Genomic DNA, 18911 nt, shown 5'->3' on the forward strand with positions numbered 1-18911 from the left:
GGGCAGGCTTCGCCCCCGCAAACAATATTAGGAGGATTAATAATGTCAACAGAACAAAAACAACGCAAACGTTCCACTGGGCAACAAATTCGTAGATGGAGCCTGGCCCTGCTCGGGGTAATTGTGCTGGGAATCGCTGTATTTCTGCTGATGCCAGCCCCGGTAGAACCTGCTGCATGGTCTGCACCTGCCGCTCCTTCTTTTGAGAAGGATGGTCCCTGGAAAGAGAACAACAAACTTAGCTCCGCAGAACTGGTTACAGACAGCGCGAAGTTCCCGGAATTTATTACTTTTGATAAAGAAGGGCGGCTGTATACGGGTGACTCCGACGGCAAGATTTACAGAGTGGCCTTTGACGCGGAGGGCAAAGCGCAGCCAGCCGAAATGTTCGCCGATACCCACGGGACACCTAACGGACTGAAATTTGATGCTGCAGGGAATTTGATTGTGGCGGATATTCAGAAAGGGCTGCTGTCAATTGACCCGAACGGAAATGTCGAAGTACTAACCACTGAAGTAGATGGGGGGCCGATCTACCTGGCAAACGAGCTGGACATTGCGCAAGACGGATCGATTTATTTCTCCGATACCTCTAACTATGGCAAGGTCATGTTTAAAGAAATTGCCGAGAATAAACCGCATGGACGATTGTTGAAATATGATCCGGTGACCAAGCAGACGACCGTTCTGCTTAAGGATTTATATTTTGCCAATGGGGTCGTATTGTCTGCCGAAGAAGATTTCGTGCTTGTAGCCGAATCGTATCATTATCAGTTGACCCGTTACTGGCTGAAGGGGCCCAAACAAGGTACCTCTGATATTTTTGCAGAGAATCTGGCTGGGTTTCCGGACAATATCACCCTTGACGCGCAGGGACACTTCTGGGTAGGGATATTCACAACCCGTCTGTCTTTTGCCGATTACATGCATAGTCATCCTTGGTTAGCAGCGACGATGTCCAAAGTTCCACAGTCCTTGTTAAATGGAGCCAGCGCTCCGGTGAAACATGGACTTGTCGCAGAATATGGACCAGAAGGAGACCTTGTGAATAGCTGGCATGATCCTGAAGGAACATTGTATGGCATCACCACGGCCGTAAGCCAGGGGAAATATTTATATCTCGGAACCGCACCGGGAGGAAGCCAAGGGGTTCATCGAGTGCTTTTGAAACCCTAAGGATTGTTATATTCATCTACCTCATTGCCACCTTTAGGGATCCCAATAGGAGCTCACTCCAACAGGAGGAGCTCCTATTGGGTGTTTCTTCGTTTACAGTCCAATCAAAGAAACCGCCTGCAAGGCAGGCGGCTGACAACCTCTATGAATTAACGTGCCGCAAATTTGCGACGAGCATAGCGGAATACAATGCCATGCTTTGGAGACAGCAGCAGTGCTAGAACAAACAGGATTCCAGCTACTGCCACCATGCAACCTGCAATCGAAGCATCCAGTGCATAAGCCATGATGTAGCCGCCAACCGAGGAAGCCGCTCCGACCAGGACGCTGTACAGAATCATTTTGCCCAATCGATCCGTGAGCAGGTAGGCTGTCGCCGCAGGTACAATCAGCATGCCTACAACGAGAATGGAGCCTACACTTTCAAATGAAGCCACAGACGTCATGGAAACCAACCCCATGAGCAGGTAATGGAACAACACTACCGGAATACCACAGGCCGCAGCCAGCGCCGGATCGAAGGCACACAGCTTGAACTGCTTGTAGAACAGTCCGATGACAACGAGGATGACCAGCAAGGTGATGCCGAGCATCCAGACCGCCCTCGGTCCCACATCTGTACCCCCAAGGGTCAGTGTATCCCACTGCACATAGGCAATCTCACCAAACAGGACACAATCCAGATCCAGATCAATGTGCTGGGCGTTCAGACTGATCAGAATGACCCCTACCGCGAAGAGCGCCGTGAACACAATCCCGATCGATGCATCGGACGACAGTCCCCCTGCCTGCAGGCTCTGAATAAAGAACACCGTCAGTAATCCAAATACCGTGGCGCCGAGCAGCATCCATAACGAATCCCTGGAACCGCTCCACAGGAAAGCAATCGCAATACCGGGGAGAACAGCATGACTGATCGCATCTCCGACCAGAGCCATCCGCCGCAAAATCAGGAAACAGCCTAGGATAGCACAGGCGGAGGATACCAGCACTGCCGTCAGAATAATCCAAAACGTGGCCATTACATCTCCCCCCGTTCCTGTTGTCTTCGCTGTGCGGAGAGTGTCTGGAGCGTGGCACGCTCTTCTCGCAAATAGGCGGACTTCGCCTGAATACTTCGCAAACGGCGTGCCAGTAATCCACGACGTGGAGCCAGCAAGGCTGAACCGGCAAACAATACTGTAGCTGCAAGAACCGTTACAGGCCCCGTTGGCAGATTAGGTACAAATGTGCTAAAGATCGTACCTGTTGCACCGCTCAGAGCACCAAAAATACCTGCTAAGAATACCATGAGGGCAAGAGAGTCGGTCCAGCAACGGGCTGCTGCTGCCGGAGTCACCAGCAAAGCGGCGACAAGCACCACACCAACTGCCTGTATCCCTGCAACAACCGCGATAACGGTCAAGAGCAGAATCAGCTGTTCCAGCATAGCAACTGGTAATCCCATGCCCCTTGCAAATCCCGGATCAAAGCTCACCAGCTTGAATTCCTTGAACCACGCAAGACAAGCGATGAGTAACACCAAACAGACACCACCCATGACATATACATCCGTCATGACCATGGATGCCGCCTGTCCAAACAAATATTTATCCAGACCACTCTGGCTTCCGCTCGCTCCATGCTGGATACGCGTCAGCATGACTACGCCAACCCCGAAAAATACGGTCAGTACGATCCCCATTGCCGCATCCTGCTTAATACGAGAGTAGCGTGTTATCCACGATATTCCGAAGGTGGCCACAATACCGGCGACAAGCGCACCGAACAGAAATAAACCTACCGACTTGGTTTCCGTCAACATAAACGCGATACAGATCCCTGGCAGAGCTGCATGAGCGAGTGTATCCCCCATGAGGCTCTGACGACGAAGAAAGGTGAAGGAGCCGATAATTCCACTGCTGAATCCAAGCAACAGGCAACCAAGCAATATCCAACGTGTATTGGGATCGGACAGGATAGATACAATCCAGTTCCACATGTACTACACCTGTCCTTTCTCCGTCCGGCTTCCGATCATCGCAATCCGGCCTCCGTACGTCTCTTGCAATGTATCCGGTACAAACACTTCACTCGTGGGTCCGCCTGCGACCAGCCGTCCATTGAGCAGCAACACATGGTCGAAATATTCCTCCACCGTCGCCAGATCATGATGAACAACCAGTACGGTCTTCCCTTGTTTCTTCAGCTGTTCCAGAAGTAAAATGATGGCTTTCTCCGTTGTAGCATCTACGCCGGCAAACGGCTCATCCATGAAATAAAGATCCGCTTCCTGCACCAATGCTCGTGCCAGAAAGACTCGCTGCTGCTGCCCTCCAGACAACTGGCTGATCTGACGATGCATATAATCGCCCATGCCCACTTGCTCCAGGCAGTGCGCTGCCAGATCGCGCTCCTTCTTGCCTGGACGGCGAAACCAGCCCAGATGACCATAACGCCCCATCATGACTACATCGAGTGCATGGGTAGGAAAATCCCAATCCACAGATTCCCGTTGCGGCACGTATCCAATTCGGCGACGTTGTTCACGATAAGATTGACCAAAAATCCGTACCTCGCCATGCATTTTTGGCACAAGTCCCAGAACAGCTTTAATCAGGGTTGATTTTCCTGCACCATTTGGGCCTAGTATGCCGATGAGCTGCCCCTCCGGGATATCAAAAGATACACTGCTTAGCACCGGATTTTTGTGGTAAGCAACCGCCAGATCCCTCACACTAAGAGGAGCCGATGTAGGCTGCGTTCCTTGCAAATGGCTATTGTTCATGTTCTTAGGAATTTGTTCCGATAAGATGGATTCATTCATGATTCTGCAACTCCTCTCTTCATGTGGTTAATCACTTTAAGGCTTCTACAATCGTCTCTGTATTGTGACGAATCATGCCGATGTAAGTGCCTTCTACGGTTCCCTCAGCCCCCATGGCATCGGAGAACAATTCTCCGCCAATGCTAACAGCATGTCCTTTTTCAGATGCACCGGCAATAATCGCTTCCATCGCTTTCGCAGGTACACTCGATTCAACAAACACAGCTTTGATCTGATTATCCACGAGATAATCACGCAGTTCACTAACATCTTTTGCACCGTACTCCGCTGCTGTACTGATCCCTTGAAGTCCCATTACTTTCATACCATAAGCTTGACCAAAGTATCCAAAGGCATCATGTGCCGTGACCAGCACACGGCTTGCTTCCGGAATTTCCTGAATCTTCTCGCGCACCTCGGCATCCAGAGCTTCGAGCTTCGCTAAATACGTCTCTGCCTGAGCCTTGTATTCTTCAGCATGGTCCGGGTCTGCCTCCACCAGTGTATCGCGTACAGATTCTGCCGCATGCATCCAGTGGCTGACGTCAAACCATACGTGTGGGTCATATTCCGTACCGCCTGTATCTTTACCTGAGTGTAATTCCTCAACTGGAATGGTCTCTGTAACGGCTGTAACCAGCTTGCTTGAGGACATTTTCTCCAAAATGTCTGTCATTTTTCCTTCCAGATGCAGTCCATTATAGAAAATGACTTCCGCTTGCTCCAGCTTGCGAATATCACCTTGGGATGCCTTGTACAGGTGGGGGTCAACTCCCGGGCCCATCAGCCCGGTAACATCAACATATGCCCCCCCTACCTCACGTGCTACATCCGCAATCATACCCGTTGTCGCCGTTACCTGTATTTTCCCTTCGCTGCCTGTCTCTGCATTGCTTGAACACGCCGTAAGCACCACAACCAGAACCAGAGCCGCAAGCGTAATAGATCCTCGTTGAATACTCCTCATTTTCACCATTAACAATCCAAACATCCCCTTTTCATCACTTAAAATAATTGTCCACATCTAATTTTGTTGCATAAGGTATTAAGTTTTAATTAAGACTAATAATGTTTCCCTTGTGCAAATTTTATCCGAAGCCCAAAAAAAAGGCAAGGGATAATTTCCCTTGCCTGTCCTAAAGCTCATTTTATTCACGTCATTAACCTATTGGACACAGTCTTAAAGGTGCTAACTCACCCCATGTTTCTCTCGCTTTACTCTTTATCTTTTCCTTTGTCTTTCGTTGCTTTCGGCGTTCCATCCAGACCATATACTTCATCGTATGCATCGAAGATTTTCCGTGCAATCGGAGAGGCACTGACAGATCCAAAACCACCTTCTGGAACAACAACAGCGACAGCGAGTTTCGGATTATCCCGTGGCGCATATGCGATAAATACACCGTTTTCTTTTTTGTTCGGCCCTGTTCCCTGCTCCGAGGTTCCTGTCTTCCGGGCATAATCGTAGGGGAAACCATCGAATGAGCTGACTTTGGTAACCATCCCTTTATGCACTTCGTTCCAGTGTGCGTCGGCAAAATCTATCTCATTCAGCACTTTCGGTTTGAATTTTTTGACGACATTGCCATCCGCGTCACGAATTTCCTTCACCAGATGTGGTTCCATCCGTTTGCCTTTATTGGCAAGCATGGTCGTGTATTGTGCGAGTTGCATCGTGGTGTACTTGGCTTGCTGTCCAAAGGAGGCAAATGCCAAACGTGTTAGAGCTGATTCCTGTTCCTCATTAGTATATTCTAACGTGCCCAGGTATTCTTTGCGTAAATCAATACCAGTAGGCACCCCCAAACCGAACTCCTTCATGTATCTGTCCCAGACATTGATGCCTTCCTCTGGACCGTATTTGCTTAACAAACGTTTGCCCACCATATCGATCATGAAGGCATTGGAGGATTTCTCGATCGCCCTTCTTGCGGTAATAGAACCATTATAAGCAGAATGCGAGTTCTTTACTTGTCGCCCGTCTTTGCCCAAAACCGCATATCCTTGATCATGATAGGTCTGCCCTGCTGTAAATAATCCCTCTTTCAATCCAATAAGCACACTTAGCGGTTTGATAACCGATCCAAGAAGTACAACGGATTCTGCCCGTCTAGGCTTATCATCATTCGGTGGGAACGACTCGGTGGTTCCGTTCCGGAACACATATTTAATTTTGTCATAATCCCAATCATTCGGATCATAATCCGGCATGCTCGCCATGGCCACCACGTTTCCCGTGTCGACTTCCATGGCTACTGCGTATCCGGTAATTGCCTTGGGTAGTCTGCGCAATTCATCCGTTATCGCCTCTTGTGCTGCCATCTGAATTTCCTTGTTAATTGTGGAAACCAGACTGTAACCTTTCTCTGGCGGAGTCTGTTTCATCGTGCCCTCTGGCAAATTACGTGAATTAATATCAATGGACTGGTAACCACTACGTCCACGAAGCTCTTCCTGATATTGAAATTCCAGGCCATCAACTCCAACTTTTTCTTGTTGGGTATAACGAAGTCCTGGGTCGCGTTGCGTTGCTTCCGACTTGCTGATTTGTCTATACTTATCCAGGTTGTTTTGTTGACCTTTGAACTCTCTTGTATATCCAATCACCTGAACGGCAACCCCGTCCGGATCATATTTCCGTATGTTTTCTTCGAGTACCATGGCGCCTGGATACTCCGCCTTCTTCTCCATAAAATAAGCAATTTCTTTCGTGTTTAGATCCGATTTCACTAGACGAGGGGTATACCCATGTGTCTTCTGAGATTTGAGATCCAGTCGTTTGATGATTTCTTCTGCATCCGGCTGCTCCTTGTCCCCTGGATTAAACTGCTTAAACACAGCGGCCAGATCATGAGCCAGTTCCTCTGCTTCCTGCCTGCGTTCATCATTCCGATAATCCTCATATAACAGCACATAGAGGGACTGTACAGGTTCCGAGTAAGCAAGCGCAATTTCTCCCGTAGCATCATAGATGGGACCACGAACAGGTGCGAGTGGAATATCTTTGGTATTACGACTCGTTTCCATATACGTCAGTTCAGGACCCTCCACAAATTGCACAAAGGCTAATCTGAAAATAAGGATACTGAATATGACAAATGCCGCGAAAAAAAACAGATTCAGCCTTGCAGTTGAAGGTTTGTTAACGGGTGTATCTTCTTCAGACATTTTCTTTTTCCTTGATCGGTTAAACATGCATTAAGCCTCTCCCGTTCCCTGTTTAAAATAGATTCATCTATCCGTGATGTTGCATCACTCAAGTCCAGAAATGATTCCTGCCCTATACAAGTTTACCAAAGGCCAGCTGTAACGTCCTTCAATTTTTGGTTACATTTTCGTAATCAGAACTGTCATCTCATGAATTATCCTGGACAATTGTAAATACTGACATATGAGATATCCCGGAAACTTTGGCAAACAATTGCCACTCCCTTATATTAACGTGACACAAATCATTTGGTTACATAAAAAAAGAGGACCCCACCAAGGGTCCCCTCTCTGAATCAGCACCTCACATCACTGTGTACCTGATTCTAAATCTTTATTTTTATCTTTTTTCGGTACCCCGTCGAGGCCAAACTCCTCGTCATAGGCATCAAAGATTGCACGTGCAACTGGTGCTGCACTACTCGAACCAAAGCCCCCTTCAGGGATGACCACGGCTACAGCAAGCTTCGGATTATTACGTGGTGCATAGGCTATAAATACCCCGTTATCCACCAATTTACCTCCAACGAGTTGCGTCGATGTCCCTGTTTTTCTAGCAAAATCGTAAGGGAAACCGCTAAATGCTGAAACCTCGGTTGCCATACCTCGTTGAACTTCATTCCAGTAGGCATCGTTGAATTCTACTGTACTGAGCACCTTCGGTTTTACTTTCTTGACCACATTGCCTTCCGAATCACGGAACTCGTTAACCAACTGCGGCTCCATCCGTTTGCCTTTATTAGCCAGCATCGTGGTGTACTGAGCTAACTGCATAGTTGTATATTTCCCCTGTTGTCCAAAAGAGGCGTATACAAGCTTAGTGAGAGAACTCTCTTCGCTTCTGATGTATTCCAAATAACCAGGATATTCATTAGGCAGGTCAACACCAGTCGAAACACCTAACCCGAACTGCTTCATGTATTCATCCCATTTATCGATGCCCTTTGCGCCATACTTCGAGTATAGTTTCTTCCCGATCTCGTCAATCATGAATACGTTGGAAGAATGACGAATAGCATCACGAGGATACATTGCACCATACACATGCCCCGATGAGTTCTGTACTCTGCGGTTATCTCCACCAAACGTAGTGGAACCTCTATCTACGTACACCGAGCCAGTGGTAAAGAAACCTTCCTTCAAACCGATCAATACACTGAGTGGCTTAATCGTTGAGCCGAGCAATACGACGGATTCAGCCCTTTGTTTGGATTCACTAGGAAGGAATCCCCGAATCGTACCATTCTGATAGATATATTTTATTTTATCGTAATCTTCTGTGCTGATACCGCCAGTTCTCCATACATTGGTATCATAATCCGGCATACTGGCCGCGGAAACAATTTTTCCTGTATCCACTTCCATAGCAACCGCAAAGCCTGTTTTGGCGTTCAGGTGCAATTTACCTGACACCGGGTTCCGATGAAGCCAGCTCAGTTGATCCACAATGGCCTGTTCCGTCTTCATCTGAACGTTCTTGTTGATACTGGAAATGAGGTCATATCCTTTTTGCGGCGGAGTAGTACCTGCTACACCCTCAGGCAAGTTACGCAAGTCAACGTCAACGGACGTATATCCACTTTTGCCACGCAGAACATCCTGATACTGCAATTCCAGTCCATCAAAACCAACGAATTCATTCTCCGTGTACACAAGGCCCGGATCGGTTTGCTTTTTATTGGTCTTATCAATCTCTTCGTACTTGTTCACCGCTTTGGAGCTTTTGAATTTTTTCATATAACCAATGGTCTGCACAGCGACCGTATCTGGATCGTAAAATCGAACACTTTCCTCTACAATCTGAATTCCTTTGAACTCGTCCTTATGCTGCAGGAAGTAAGCTACCTCTCCCTCTGACAGGTCACTCTTGATCAGACGGGGCATGAAGCCATTCGATTTGCGGGAATTCAAGTCCATCTCTTCAATAATTTGCTCCACCGTAAGCGGCTCTGAATCCTTCAGCTTGTACTGTTCAAACACATCATGCAACCGGGTTGCCATGTCCTGCACTTCCCCTATGTTCGGACTCGGTTTCCCGTCCACATCCCCATAGTTCTTATACAGCGTCAGGTACAGAGACTGAATGGGCTTGGAGTAAGCCAGCTTCACCTTACCTGTAGAGTCATAGATTGTTCCTCTCACTGGAGGGAGCGGTACATCCTTGGTAATGTTACTCGCTTCTTCCTGACTGAGTTCAGGGCCTTCCACAAATTGCAAAAACGCCAAACGTACAATAATAACGCTAAAAATAATAAAGGAAGCGAAGAAAAATACGTTCATCCGATAACTAAAACGTCGTTTGTCCGTAAGTTCATCCTTCTCATCTGAATGATTTTTCATCCGTCCTACCTCTTTCATGACTTGATGCATACCGCTCAGACTGTACAGTCCCGGCATGATAACCTGGCAACGTCGTCATATTCCAGACCCCTGTCCGGCGTAATGTTAAGTTGACTGATCTTTCAGATGGGTGTCGGCGAAGTTCGCAGGATTAAACCAATCACCACTGATCGCCCAAGTGGGGTCAAGCGGAATCCAGCTTTTCGAATCACTTAAATAGATTTCATTCCAGGCATGCGGGCCATATCCTCCCTGCCCGTTATACCCCAGACCTGTGACCACCTTGACTTTCAAACCTTGTGAACGGGCCATAACCGCATATAAGCGAGCATAATCAATACAAACACCTTGACGTGTATCAATTGTGTTCTGCGGCGTCTGTTCATGCCATATGCCCTTTTGCTCATAGTCATCCACTTTGCCGTAATCATACTGTATCCGTGAACCTACCCAGTCATACAGCGCCCGCGCCTTGGCTTCATCCGTCGTTTGACCTTTCACAATCTCACCTGCTGCAGATTCAATATCCGCAGGGATATTGTGGTCAATGACTTCATATTTGCGTTGCAGGATTCCGCCCAGTTCCTTCTGGACCGCCTGCGTAAATACAGGAAGCTTGTCCTTAATAAACGTGCCGGATAATGGCTCTATGACGGATTTGGCCCCCTGCATATAGATCGGCGAAGCCTCTACATATCGACTAAACATGCTGCCAGGATAGAGACTGACAATCATGAATAACACCGCAATGACAATCATCCCGCGGACTGAGCCTATAATCGTGCCGATCAGTGCTCCCGTCAAGCGACTAAACATTCCTTTCGAAGCACCTTCTTCCGTTGATCCATACCTTCTCCTAAACATAAGTGAAGAGAGCAATCCAAGAATCAACCGGATGAAGCCATAACTAAGTACAAACAACACGGCAAACCGCATCAGCGGAAAATCAGCAATGGCTGTAATCAATGTATAATAGATCTGTTCCCATCGGTTCAGTTCGCGATTGGGTATGTTTGCGGCATGCACAGACAACCACTGCTGAACATATGGCGCAAGCCACAACGTTAAACCAATGGACAGCAGAATACCGATGACCGCCATAATGCCATCCATCAGGAAACCAAAGAGTCTTCCCGCTGAACGCGAAGCGCCCCTGGACCATCCCTGCAGCAATGAAGCGGCCACAATCAGCAGCAGCATAATGGTTATGCCATTGAATTCCTTCAGACTGTCCAGCCAACTCTGCAGCATGTATCCATTCCCCCTTTACTACGAAGCCGGTGCTGTCCCGTTCTCTCGTGCCTGTTTGACAAAAGAACGTATCGTTTCATTGTCGATCTTCCATTCACCTAGCGATATGCCCCGGAAGGTCACGTCGACTTTATCCGAACTCGTTCTGCCCTTGATCTCCACATTGGGGCTTGTAATGGTAAATGACCCATCCTGTCCCTTGGCGTATGTTGCTTTGGAAGCTTCCTTGAGCATCATGCTGGTCGCTTCCTTCTTCAATGTGTCCATCGTACTTGACTGTACGTCAGTAACCGTTTGTTTGATCTGTTCGATGGAGATGCCGCTGTATATCAGTAGAGCCGCAATAATGATGATGGCAATCGCCCATTTCAACACGGTTTTGACCACATTCAGAACAAAAAACAAAATGATCAGTGCAACCACGATCACCAGCCAGTTCTGCATCAAAAACTCTTTGATTACTTCTATGTTCATGACTACACCTTCCGTATTAGAGTTAGTAATAACACTTCCCGAATATTATACATGATTTCCGAAGCTGCTGTCAGCTAAGCCCTCCCCTGTAAAAATAAACGGTCTAAGTTCGTCCTGCCGGGCGTACAAGTAGTACCATGAGGTTCTGCCGGGCGAACGGGAACACGTTCAAGACCTGTAGATTGAACATGCATCGCTTAACAAGGAGGGGCTTATGTGAAAACGGCCATCTGGCTATACCTGTTTTTGTTCATTGCCGTATTTGATTTGCACGCCCAGTATCCCATTCTGACTCCTTTTGCCATTTCACTCGGAGCCGCTCCGACCTTCATCGGCTGGATGATGGGCATCTACTCCTTAACGCATCTCCCCGGCAATCTGATTGCCGGATCGCAAATCGACAAACACGGTAGTCGCCGCTACATTGTGTTCAGCCTGCTTGGGGCAGGATTCATCCTGCTCTTGCAGGCGCATATTAATACACCGTGGCAACTGCTGGCCCTCCGCTCGATCAGCGGGTTTGTACTAGCCTTCCTGTCTCCGGCATGTCTCGCCCTACTGGCCCAGCTATCCAGCGATCCGGTGAAGCAGGGGAAGTATATGTCGGGTCACGGTGTAGTGCATACCCTGGCCTCTGTTGTGTCTCCAGCAGCTGGTGCGATCATTGTGGGTTCCCTGGGATTCTCCGCTACCTTCTCAAGTCTGGGTTATCTGCTCATTCTGTCAGGCGTTATCGCATGGTTATCCATGCCCAAAGGCCTGACAGAAGTACAACACGAAAAAGCGACAGTTCCCGCCAAGCCCAGCTATTCAGCCGGAGATAAAAGCATATTTCTGCCTGTATCCTGGCGATATTTTGCCCTGCCACTGGTCATTGCCTGTGCTCAAGGGATTCTCTTCTTTGAACTGCCCCTGCGGGGAGGCGGACATTCGTCCATGATGTCTACCGGACTCCTGTTCTCCATCATCAGTATCGGGGCTCTGTTCACCCTAAGCATGCTGTTTCTTAATCGCTATTCCCCCAAACTGCGTTTGGTTGCGGGAGTGCTGCTGATGTCCTTCTGTTTTTTTGCTATGGCAGCTTTTCCACAGCTCCCTTTATCAGGTGTGTTATTCGTGCTCGGGATGTCCAAAGGCATTATCTTCCCTGCTATGGCAACCCTCTTTATCCGATTAAGCGGTGGAAGCAGGCTGGGACGTATCTTTTCATTGCAGTCCATTGCTACATCCATTGGTTCTTTCGTTGGACCTATCACTGCGGGACAATTGCGCGTGGGCCTCTCCCCCTATTTTATTGCATTTGTTTTATTGATGGTGGGTATACTGCTACTTCCATACTATACATCCAGACGCGAGGCTTCTCTGTCCGATCCCAAAAGTATACTGGGTTAACTGTTCACGCTCTGTTTCCTTACCCTTGTGACAGCAGATAGGCCTGTATTTTCACTGGCTTTGCATCATTCACCCATTTACAGCTACACTATATAAAATGGACTGATGTTTTACACACGAACGGAGCAGCCTTTGGATCATAATCTTTTTCTTAAATATCATCATTAGGAATGGACGATCATTGGAAGTAGTGAAGGGGACGGAATCGATTTTGAAGAAGCGGTAGCGATCGAAAGAACGATCCGTAACCGTAACGGCCACTCCTGATCAGAAATTCATTTCATGATGTATGTGAAAAAGAATTTAGAAGTCAAAGGTGCTTCTGTCCGCATAGTGAACAGTGTAAAGAAAAGGAGTCCATTTTATATAATCCAGTCGATTTTCGCTCCAACATTTCCCGGGGAATGTCGACACAAGCTCTCGATCAAGAGGTGAATATGATGCCTATTCATGTCATTGTGGAAGGTAAAAATGACCGCAGTAAACTGAAACGTCTCGTAGGCCCCGAAATCAACATTTTGTGCACGTTCGGAACACTGAATTCACTCAAACTGGAAGCACTGCGCAAACAGGTTGGTTATGATGAAGTTTATTTGTTTATGGATAATGACAGTTCCGGCAAAAAAATCAGAGGTGTGCTTCGGGACGCCTTCCCGGATGCAGTGCAGATGTATACACGGCGCGGTTATGCGGGTGTGGAGGGAACTCCCGACGAATACATCATCGCCCAGCTAGAAAAAGCAGGATTAGAATCGTATATTCAGTATCCTGAATTCCCTACGTTTTAGGAATACACTAAAAAAGGCTACTTTCCAGGTTATGCAACCAACCAGAAAGTAGCCTTTTATTTTGCGTGATGATGATGGAAAAACATCTATTCTTTAATCAGGTTACGGATGTCCTCGGCAATGACAGTAGGATCGGCAGCATCGGTATTAGACGCACTATATACTTTGCGCAGCTGGTTGTTCTGATCTACCAGACCGATCAAGTTCATATGAGCAAAATCGTCTTTGCTCTCCCCTTCGATTAGGATCTGGAATGACTCCCTGGCGAGCTGCTTCGTTTTATCCATATCCCCCCGCAGGAAATACCAACCGGAATAATCGGCGTGGAATCGATCTGCGAACTCCTTAATTTTCTCCTTTGTATCTACTTTCGGATCAAACGAAATGGACACAAACGAGACATCCTTGCCAAAGGTGTCGTCCTCTTTCAACAGATCCTGCACCTGGGATAACGTGAATGTCGTTATTGGGCAGACATCTGGACAACTGGTGAAATAAAAGTAGAACAACCGAACTTTTCCTTTGGTATCATCAAGCGTGACTGTACTTCCATCTACATTTTCCATGGAAAAGGATTGAATCTCCCGGATCTCGGGTAATTTTGCCTTGCTGGCAAATACGGTACCCCACATCAGATACACAGCCATAATCAATGCGAGTCCCAGTAGCATCCATGTCCATTTATACTTTTTCAGCATCATTCTCGTCCCTTCCATATCAGTTCATGTGAATACGCATACATAAGATCATTTCATAATACTCTCATTGATCTGCGTTCTGCATCATGTTGCTGTATCCTGCCTGTCTTGATACTACTCATTACGTCCTAACTCTTGTATATGTATACGAAGAATCCACTACCGGTAGGTATTGAATACAAAAGAAGAAGCAGGTTTCTCTTTTTTGCCTCCGATATAAAGTTTATCATAGGAGCAGCGGAAATAGTTTGACAATGCTCGTACAATTTCCGGTAAATGCACAAGTTATTGCAATATCTTTGGAATGTAGGATGTTTTGCTTCCTGGTATGCGGATAATATACACTATATATGGGTATCACCTAGATAGAGAAGCCAATCGCAATAAAATGATATACCACACAAAGGAGACGTTTATGGATACTTCTACACATTTTGTCATGGGGATTGGTCTGGCTGGTCTGGCTTATGTCGATCCTGTTGTCGCAACGAGTCCTATGCTGGCAGCTGCGGTCATGGTTGGCACGATTGTCGGCTCCCAGGCCCCTGACATTGATACTGCGTTACGTCTCAAAAGTAATTCGCTTTACATCCGAAATCATCGGGGTATGTCTCACTCCTTGCCGTTTCTCCTGTTATGGGTTGTGCTCATCACTGGCGTTATTGCACTGATCTTCCCCGGTGTCGCCATTGGACACGTAGCGGCATGGACTGCTGTCGCCGTAGGCGTTCACGTTTTTACCGATCTGTTCAATACCTATGGAACTCAAGCAGCAAGGCCCTTTACAGAACGCTGGATTGCCTGGAATATCATTCATATTTTCGATCCGTTTCTATTTACCACACATGTGCTGGCTATTTTGCTATGGGCTTTCGATCTGATCGCCCCTGCTCCACTCTTTGTTACGCTTTATAGTGTGATTGGCTTGTATTACGTATGGCGGACGATCGCTCGCGCTCAGGCTGTTAGCAAAGTAAAACGACTCGACCACAGCAATGCTTCCTCCCGTTATATTGTCATCCCGACGATATCCTGGAATCGCTGGCATGTGGTGAAAAAGTATGAGGATGGCAGTTATGAGATTGGTAAAATGGACGGTTCCGACCTGACATGGAATCTCCACGCCTCCTCATCAACTCACGCTGCAGTTTCTGCTTCACGCAAATCACCTGAAGTGAATGCATTTTTATACTTCACTTCCTATGCCGTCGCAGAGGTTGAGGAATTGCCCGCAGGCTATAAGGTACGTTGGGCAGATGTTCGTTATCGACACCGCAAACAGTACCCATTTGTCGCTGTGGTGATCATGGACCGCAATTTTGAAACCATTGATACGTATGTTGGCTGGTTAAGCGATGAGAAAATGGATAAAAAACTTTTATCTGCACGCTCTTGACGAAAACATGCATGGAAGCGCACAATCAAACATAGGAGCTAAACGCGCAAAAAAGCCCGGAGCGTTTCTGCTCCGGGCTTTCTGTTTTGTTACTGTCTTTCTTGGTTATGATAAATTATTTGCCAGACCCAGCCAGAGACTGCTCAGCGATTTGCACCAGACGTTTGGTGATGTAGCCACCCAGAGAACCTGTCTCACGGGAAGTGTAGTTACCGTAGTAACCGTCTTGTGGGATAGTTACACCCAGTTCCTGTGCAGCTTCCATTTTCAATTGTTGCAGTGCTGCATTTGCTTGAGGTACCACCAAGTTGTTAGAACGAGATCCTTGAGCCATATTTTAAATCTCCTTTCAATCTGTGTCTGTAATGTATTGCAAGCTTGCAAGATTATTATGGCTCGCACGCTCCAGGTTATACGGAATTTCATTAAATTTTGAGTTGGAGGTTTTTCCCAATGAGCAAGGGTTTATCCTTATGGTTTGCATTCTCTTCCATTATTTTGTTAACGGTTTCAGCGATTATGATCTCGTACTCTGGCTGGTTTGCTGCGCTGTTATTTGTTCTGTCCGTAGCCAACATCGGTTGGGGATTTGTCATTCGTGCCAAGAAAGAACGCCAGGAAGCTGCCTCCGCATCATCACCAGAATCAGCTTCTTGATCTGTTATTCTAAATATGAAACACCAAACCAAAGAGGAGCCCGAGGGCTCCTCTTTCATCATGTTAACGATTCAGCTACTGGCATGCCTGCGCACTATGCTGCTAGAGCGTACGTCTTGGAACAAAACCCATGCGCTCTTTCACATCATTAAGCGTTTGCGAAGCAACCGCTTCTGCACGACGAGCCGATGTATCCAGAATATCCGCCAATTCCCCAGACTCACGAATCTCATGATACCGTTGCTGTACAGGTTCAATAACGGACACAACCACTTCTGCCAATTCTTTTTTGAACGGACCATACATTTTACCTTCATAACGCTCCGCAACTTCACTCAATGTCAAACCTGCACATTCAGCATAGATACTCATCAGGTTGCTAACCTCCGGTTTGTTTGCCGGATCATATACAACTTCACGACCAGAATCGGTTGTGGCACGGCTGATCTTTTTGCGGATCACATCTGGTGTATCCAATAAGGCGATGTAGCTGCCTGGATTGGGGTTACTTTTGCTCATTTTCGAAGAAGCATCGTCCAGCGACATTACACGCGCACCCACCTGTGGAATATAAGGGTCTGGGATCGTGAAGTATTCACCGTAACGGTGATTAAAGCGACCTGCCAGATCACGTGTGAGTTCCAAATGCTGCTTTTGATCCTCACCCACGGGCACAAGGTCAGCATTATACAGCAGTATATCTGCAGCCATTAATGAAGGATATACAAACAGTCCGGCGCCAACCGAATCTTTACCGGATGATTTGTCTTTGAACTGAGTCATGCGTTCAAGCTCACCCATCGATGTCAGGGTGGTCATCAACCAGCCTAATTCCGCGTGCTGAGGTACATGGGATTGCAGAAATACATTGGATTTGGATGGATCGATTCCAGACGCGATAAACAGTGCAGCTACCGCCTCTGACTGTTCTCGTAATGCTGCGGGCTCCTGAGCCACCGTTACCGCATGAAGGTCCACGACCATGAAGTGACATTGATAGTCATGCTGCAGTTTCACAAAATTTTTGATTGCACCAATATAATTCCCCAATGTGAGCTTACCGCTTGGCTGAATGCCGGAAAGTACTGTTTTCATTTCGCGTAACGCCTCCCTGTTTCTTATATTTCTAATTCTCCGCGGACGCAAAAAGGCCCCACATCCGCAAGGGACGTGAGACCGTGGTGCCACCCTTATTCGCATGACTTCAGCATCTTGAGCTATAATCAGTTCAAGTAGAAGAAATGCCTTCATTTCTCCGTAACGTGGAGTAGACGTCTGACTCTAGTAAGGATAGCCCATGAGTGGACTTCACCTGTTCAAACCAGCACTCAAAGGCCCATTCGGTAAAGAGTTCACACCGGTTCACATCACCCACCGGCTTTCTGGAGAGAGTTCTCTTCGCTTACTTGTCCCTGTCATCGCTTTGATTTTTAATTCATTTGATGTTCATTGGGTTAAACTATAAAAACATGGCTTTCAGAATTCCATCTTAATGCGCGTGGAGCAGAATGTCAAAATAGGGAGCTTTTTTTACCCACTCCACCGAAATCTGTTATGATGGAATTGCTTATCCAGATCACAAGTATCCAATCGAATACAGAATAGGATAGCTGGTATGTACACAATGACACGCCTGCAACGGCTGAACACAACGGGTCGATTGCAGACAGATTTCAAGTGGGAAAAGGAGCATCGATATGAAACAAGTGACCAAAGGCCAATGGAATGGTTACGACACGTATATCCTACATAGCCGTGAATTGGAGATTACCCTGCTGCCGCGTCTTGGAAACAATATCATTTCGATTCGCGATCTGATACAGGGCCGTGATGTTGTTCGCAGTCCGCAAGAAGACGAACTTGCCTTTTATCTGCAGAAGCCGTATCATTTCGGCGTTCCACTTCTGGTTCCGCCAGGGCGCATTCATCGCGGGCAATTCGAATATGAGGGTGTCCACTACCAGTTCGATCAGAATACGGCAAATGACAACCATATTCACGGTCTCCACCGCAGTCAGTCCTGGGTTGTCAGTGACATCGAAGAAGATGAGGATGGCTGTGCAATTACAACGGAATTATGGACGGAGAATGAAGAGCACTGGATGGCTCAATTCCCAATTCCTCTGAAGCTTGAGATGACGTTCAGACTACAAAATGCTGTATTGAGTCAGCGTCTGCGTGTGACTAATCTGAGCTCTACTCCTGCCCCTTTTGGAATGGGATATCATACATGGTTTCTGCTTGACGACAAACCCGCCGAATGGACACTACAACTTCCTGTTTCAGGAATTTACGGTCAGAATGAAGAACAATTGCCCACAGGTAAACTTGAATCCCTTGGTGAATGGTCTGCCTTGAACAAAGGCATGAACATGGAAGGACAAAACTGGGATACCCTTCTGAAAGCCACCGAAGGACTGCCAGCCATAGCTCATCTGCGTCGGCAGGATGGATATACCTTGAAATATTCAGCAGATGAAGCATATTTCAAACATTGGGTCCTCTATACCAAAGGTGAATCCGATCAGTTTCTCTGCATCGAACCTTATACTTGGCTCCCAGATGCACCTAACTTGGAATTATCCGACGAGCAAACAGGACTGATTCGTCTGGAACCCGCACAGCCAGTTGAGCTTTTTACACGCATTGAGATTGTTCCGCCTACCGAGTAGTAATCTTGTACTTTCAGAGTACTTCTATGGGATATAATCCCTATATTCAACTTC

Annotated in this window: 17 protein-coding genes and 1 other annotated feature; of the genes, 6 read left to right on the forward strand and 11 right to left on the reverse strand. The window is 47.2% G+C overall.

The genetic code is table 11. The annotated features are described in order from the left end of the window. Window positions 1–42 precede the first annotated feature (42 nt). Window positions 43–1176 (forward strand): SMP-30/gluconolactonase/LRE family protein, encoded by a 1134-nt coding sequence (locus tag ACR32F_RS26860; protein WP_440112499.1) that lies wholly within the window; start codon window positions 43–45, stop codon window positions 1174–1176. A 149-nt stretch (window positions 1177–1325) separates the two neighbouring features. Here ACR32F_RS26860 and ACR32F_RS26865 read toward each other — a convergent pair whose 3' ends face one another. From ACR32F_RS26865 to ACR32F_RS26900, 8 genes are all read right to left on the reverse strand, one after another. Further along, window positions 1326–2198 (reverse strand): metal ABC transporter permease, encoded by an 873-nt coding sequence (locus ACR32F_RS26865; RefSeq protein ID WP_440112501.1) that lies wholly within the window; start codon window positions 2196–2198, stop codon window positions 1326–1328. Continuing rightward, window positions 2198–3157: a metal ABC transporter permease gene (locus ACR32F_RS26870; protein ID WP_440112503.1), complete on the reverse strand. Its 960-nt coding sequence runs from the start codon at window positions 3155–3157 to the stop codon at window positions 2198–2200. Before ACR32F_RS26870 ends, ACR32F_RS26865 begins: the two co-directional genes overlap by 1 nt. Window positions 3158–3160: 3 nt before the next feature. Next, window positions 3161–3943 carry a metal ABC transporter ATP-binding protein gene (locus tag ACR32F_RS26875; protein WP_440120028.1) on the reverse strand — a complete coding sequence of 261 codons (783 nt, stop codon included), beginning with the start codon at window positions 3941–3943 and terminating at the stop codon, window positions 3161–3163. A 70-nt stretch (window positions 3944–4013) separates the two neighbouring features. Continuing rightward, the gene (locus ACR32F_RS26880; protein WP_440120029.1) at window positions 4014–4958 is read right to left on the reverse strand and encodes a metal ABC transporter solute-binding protein, Zn/Mn family; all 945 of its coding nucleotides are present in this window, start codon (window positions 4956–4958) and stop codon (window positions 4014–4016) included. Window positions 4959–5197: 239 nt separating this feature from the next. Continuing rightward, window positions 5198–7177, reverse strand: coding sequence for a peptidoglycan D,D-transpeptidase FtsI family protein (locus tag ACR32F_RS26885; protein ID WP_440112505.1), 1980 nt, complete (start codon window positions 7175–7177; stop codon window positions 5198–5200). A gap of 321 nt (window positions 7178–7498) precedes the next feature. After that, the gene (locus ACR32F_RS26890; RefSeq protein WP_440112507.1) at window positions 7499–9529 is read right to left on the reverse strand and encodes a peptidoglycan D,D-transpeptidase FtsI family protein; all 2031 of its coding nucleotides are present in this window, start codon (window positions 9527–9529) and stop codon (window positions 7499–7501) included. Window positions 9530–9634: 105 nt separating this feature from the next. Further along, window positions 9635–10780, reverse strand: a complete 1146-nt coding sequence (locus tag ACR32F_RS26895; RefSeq protein ID WP_440112509.1) for a transglutaminase domain-containing protein — start codon at window positions 10778–10780, stop codon at window positions 9635–9637. A gap of 18 nt (window positions 10781–10798) precedes the next feature. Continuing rightward, window positions 10799–11254: an ATPase gene (locus ACR32F_RS26900; RefSeq protein ID WP_440112511.1), complete on the reverse strand. Its 456-nt coding sequence runs from the start codon at window positions 11252–11254 to the stop codon at window positions 10799–10801. Window positions 11255–11470: 216 nt separating this feature from the next. On the opposite strand from ACR32F_RS26900, the gene ACR32F_RS26905 reads away from it, so the two are divergent. Together ACR32F_RS26905 and ACR32F_RS26910 are read left to right on the forward strand one after the other, a co-directional pair. Beyond that, window positions 11471–12646, forward strand: a complete 1176-nt coding sequence (locus ACR32F_RS26905) for an MFS transporter (RefSeq protein WP_440112513.1) — start codon at window positions 11471–11473, stop codon at window positions 12644–12646. 440 nt (window positions 12647–13086) lie between these two features. Next, window positions 13087–13434: a toprim domain-containing protein gene (locus ACR32F_RS26910; RefSeq protein WP_440120030.1), complete on the forward strand. Its 348-nt coding sequence runs from the start codon at window positions 13087–13089 to the stop codon at window positions 13432–13434. 86 nt (window positions 13435–13520) lie between these two features. Here the strand turns inward: ACR32F_RS26910 and ACR32F_RS26915 are convergent, their stop codons facing one another. Further along, on the reverse strand, window positions 13521–14132 hold the full coding sequence (locus tag ACR32F_RS26915) for an SCO family protein (RefSeq protein WP_440120031.1): 612 nt from the start codon (window positions 14130–14132) through the stop codon (window positions 13521–13523). Window positions 14133–14547: 415 nt separating this feature from the next. Here ACR32F_RS26915 and ACR32F_RS26920 point away from each other — a divergent pair, with 415 nt between their 5' ends. Next, window positions 14548–15528 carry a metal-dependent hydrolase gene (locus ACR32F_RS26920; RefSeq protein WP_440112515.1) on the forward strand — a complete coding sequence of 327 codons (981 nt, stop codon included), beginning with the start codon at window positions 14548–14550 and terminating at the stop codon, window positions 15526–15528. 115 nt (window positions 15529–15643) lie between these two features. Here the strand turns inward: ACR32F_RS26920 and ACR32F_RS26925 are convergent, their stop codons facing one another. Beyond that, on the reverse strand, window positions 15644–15862 hold the full coding sequence (locus ACR32F_RS26925; RefSeq protein WP_440112517.1) for a small, acid-soluble spore protein, alpha/beta type: 219 nt from the start codon (window positions 15860–15862) through the stop codon (window positions 15644–15646). Between the two features lie 119 nt (window positions 15863–15981). Between ACR32F_RS26925 and ACR32F_RS26930 the strand changes: the two genes are divergently transcribed. Further along, entirely contained in the window at window positions 15982–16185 is a 204-nt protein-coding gene (locus ACR32F_RS26930; RefSeq protein WP_440112519.1) for a hypothetical protein, read from the forward strand. Between the two features lie 102 nt (window positions 16186–16287). On the opposite strand, the gene trpS is transcribed toward ACR32F_RS26930, so the two are convergent. Next, a complete protein-coding gene (gene trpS, locus ACR32F_RS26935) occupies window positions 16288–17280 on the reverse strand; it encodes a tryptophan--tRNA ligase (protein ID WP_440112521.1) in 993 nt (330 codons plus the stop codon). A 66-nt stretch (window positions 17281–17346) separates the two neighbouring features. Further along, window positions 17347–17613, reverse strand: a binding site (T-box leader). 269 nt (window positions 17614–17882) lie between these two features. Here trpS and ACR32F_RS26940 point away from each other — a divergent pair. Beyond that, entirely contained in the window at window positions 17883–18857 is a 975-nt protein-coding gene (locus tag ACR32F_RS26940; protein ID WP_440112523.1) for an aldose 1-epimerase, read from the forward strand. The last annotated feature ends 54 nt before the right edge of the window (window positions 18858–18911 follow it).

This window comes from Paenibacillus hebaui, from assembly GCF_051934385.1.
Taxonomy (GTDB): domain Bacteria; phylum Bacillota; class Bacilli; order Paenibacillales; family Paenibacillaceae; genus Paenibacillus.

Coding starts and splice junctions, on each gene's coding strand:
- ACR32F_RS26860 (WP_440112499.1), top strand. CDS start 43: ATGTCAACAGAACAAAAACAACGCAAACGTTCCACTGGGCAACAAATT.
- ACR32F_RS26865 (WP_440112501.1), bottom strand. CDS start 2,198: ATGGCCACGTTTTGGATTATTCTGACGGCAGTGCTGGTATCCTCCGCC.
- ACR32F_RS26870 (WP_440112503.1), bottom strand. CDS start 3,157: ATGTGGAACTGGATTGTATCTATCCTGTCCGATCCCAATACACGTTGG.
- ACR32F_RS26875 (WP_440120028.1), bottom strand. CDS start 3,943: ATGAACAATAGCCATTTGCAAGGAACGCAGCCTACATCGGCTCCTCTT.
- ACR32F_RS26880 (WP_440120029.1), bottom strand. CDS start 4,958: ATGGTGAAAATGAGGAGTATTCAACGAGGATCTATTACGCTTGCGGCT.
- ACR32F_RS26885 (WP_440112505.1), bottom strand. CDS start 7,177: ATGTTTAACCGATCAAGGAAAAAGAAAATGTCTGAAGAAGATACACCC.
- ACR32F_RS26890 (WP_440112507.1), bottom strand. CDS start 9,529: ATGAAAAATCATTCAGATGAGAAGGATGAACTTACGGACAAACGACGT.
- ACR32F_RS26895 (WP_440112509.1), bottom strand. CDS start 10,780: ATGCTGCAGAGTTGGCTGGACAGTCTGAAGGAATTCAATGGCATAACC.
- ACR32F_RS26900 (WP_440112511.1), bottom strand. CDS start 11,254: ATGAACATAGAAGTAATCAAAGAGTTTTTGATGCAGAACTGGCTGGTG.
- ACR32F_RS26910 (WP_440120030.1), top strand. CDS start 13,087: ATGCCTATTCATGTCATTGTGGAAGGTAAAAATGACCGCAGTAAACTG.
- ACR32F_RS26915 (WP_440120031.1), bottom strand. CDS start 14,132: ATGCTGAAAAAGTATAAATGGACATGGATGCTACTGGGACTCGCATTG.
- ACR32F_RS26920 (WP_440112515.1), top strand. CDS start 14,548: ATGGATACTTCTACACATTTTGTCATGGGGATTGGTCTGGCTGGTCTG.
- ACR32F_RS26925 (WP_440112517.1), bottom strand. CDS start 15,862: ATGGCTCAAGGATCTCGTTCTAACAACTTGGTGGTACCTCAAGCAAAT.
- ACR32F_RS26930 (WP_440112519.1), top strand. CDS start 15,982: ATGAGCAAGGGTTTATCCTTATGGTTTGCATTCTCTTCCATTATTTTG.
- trpS (WP_440112521.1), bottom strand. CDS start 17,280: ATGAAAACAGTACTTTCCGGCATTCAGCCAAGCGGTAAGCTCACATTG.
- ACR32F_RS26940 (WP_440112523.1), top strand. CDS start 17,883: ATGAAACAAGTGACCAAAGGCCAATGGAATGGTTACGACACGTATATC.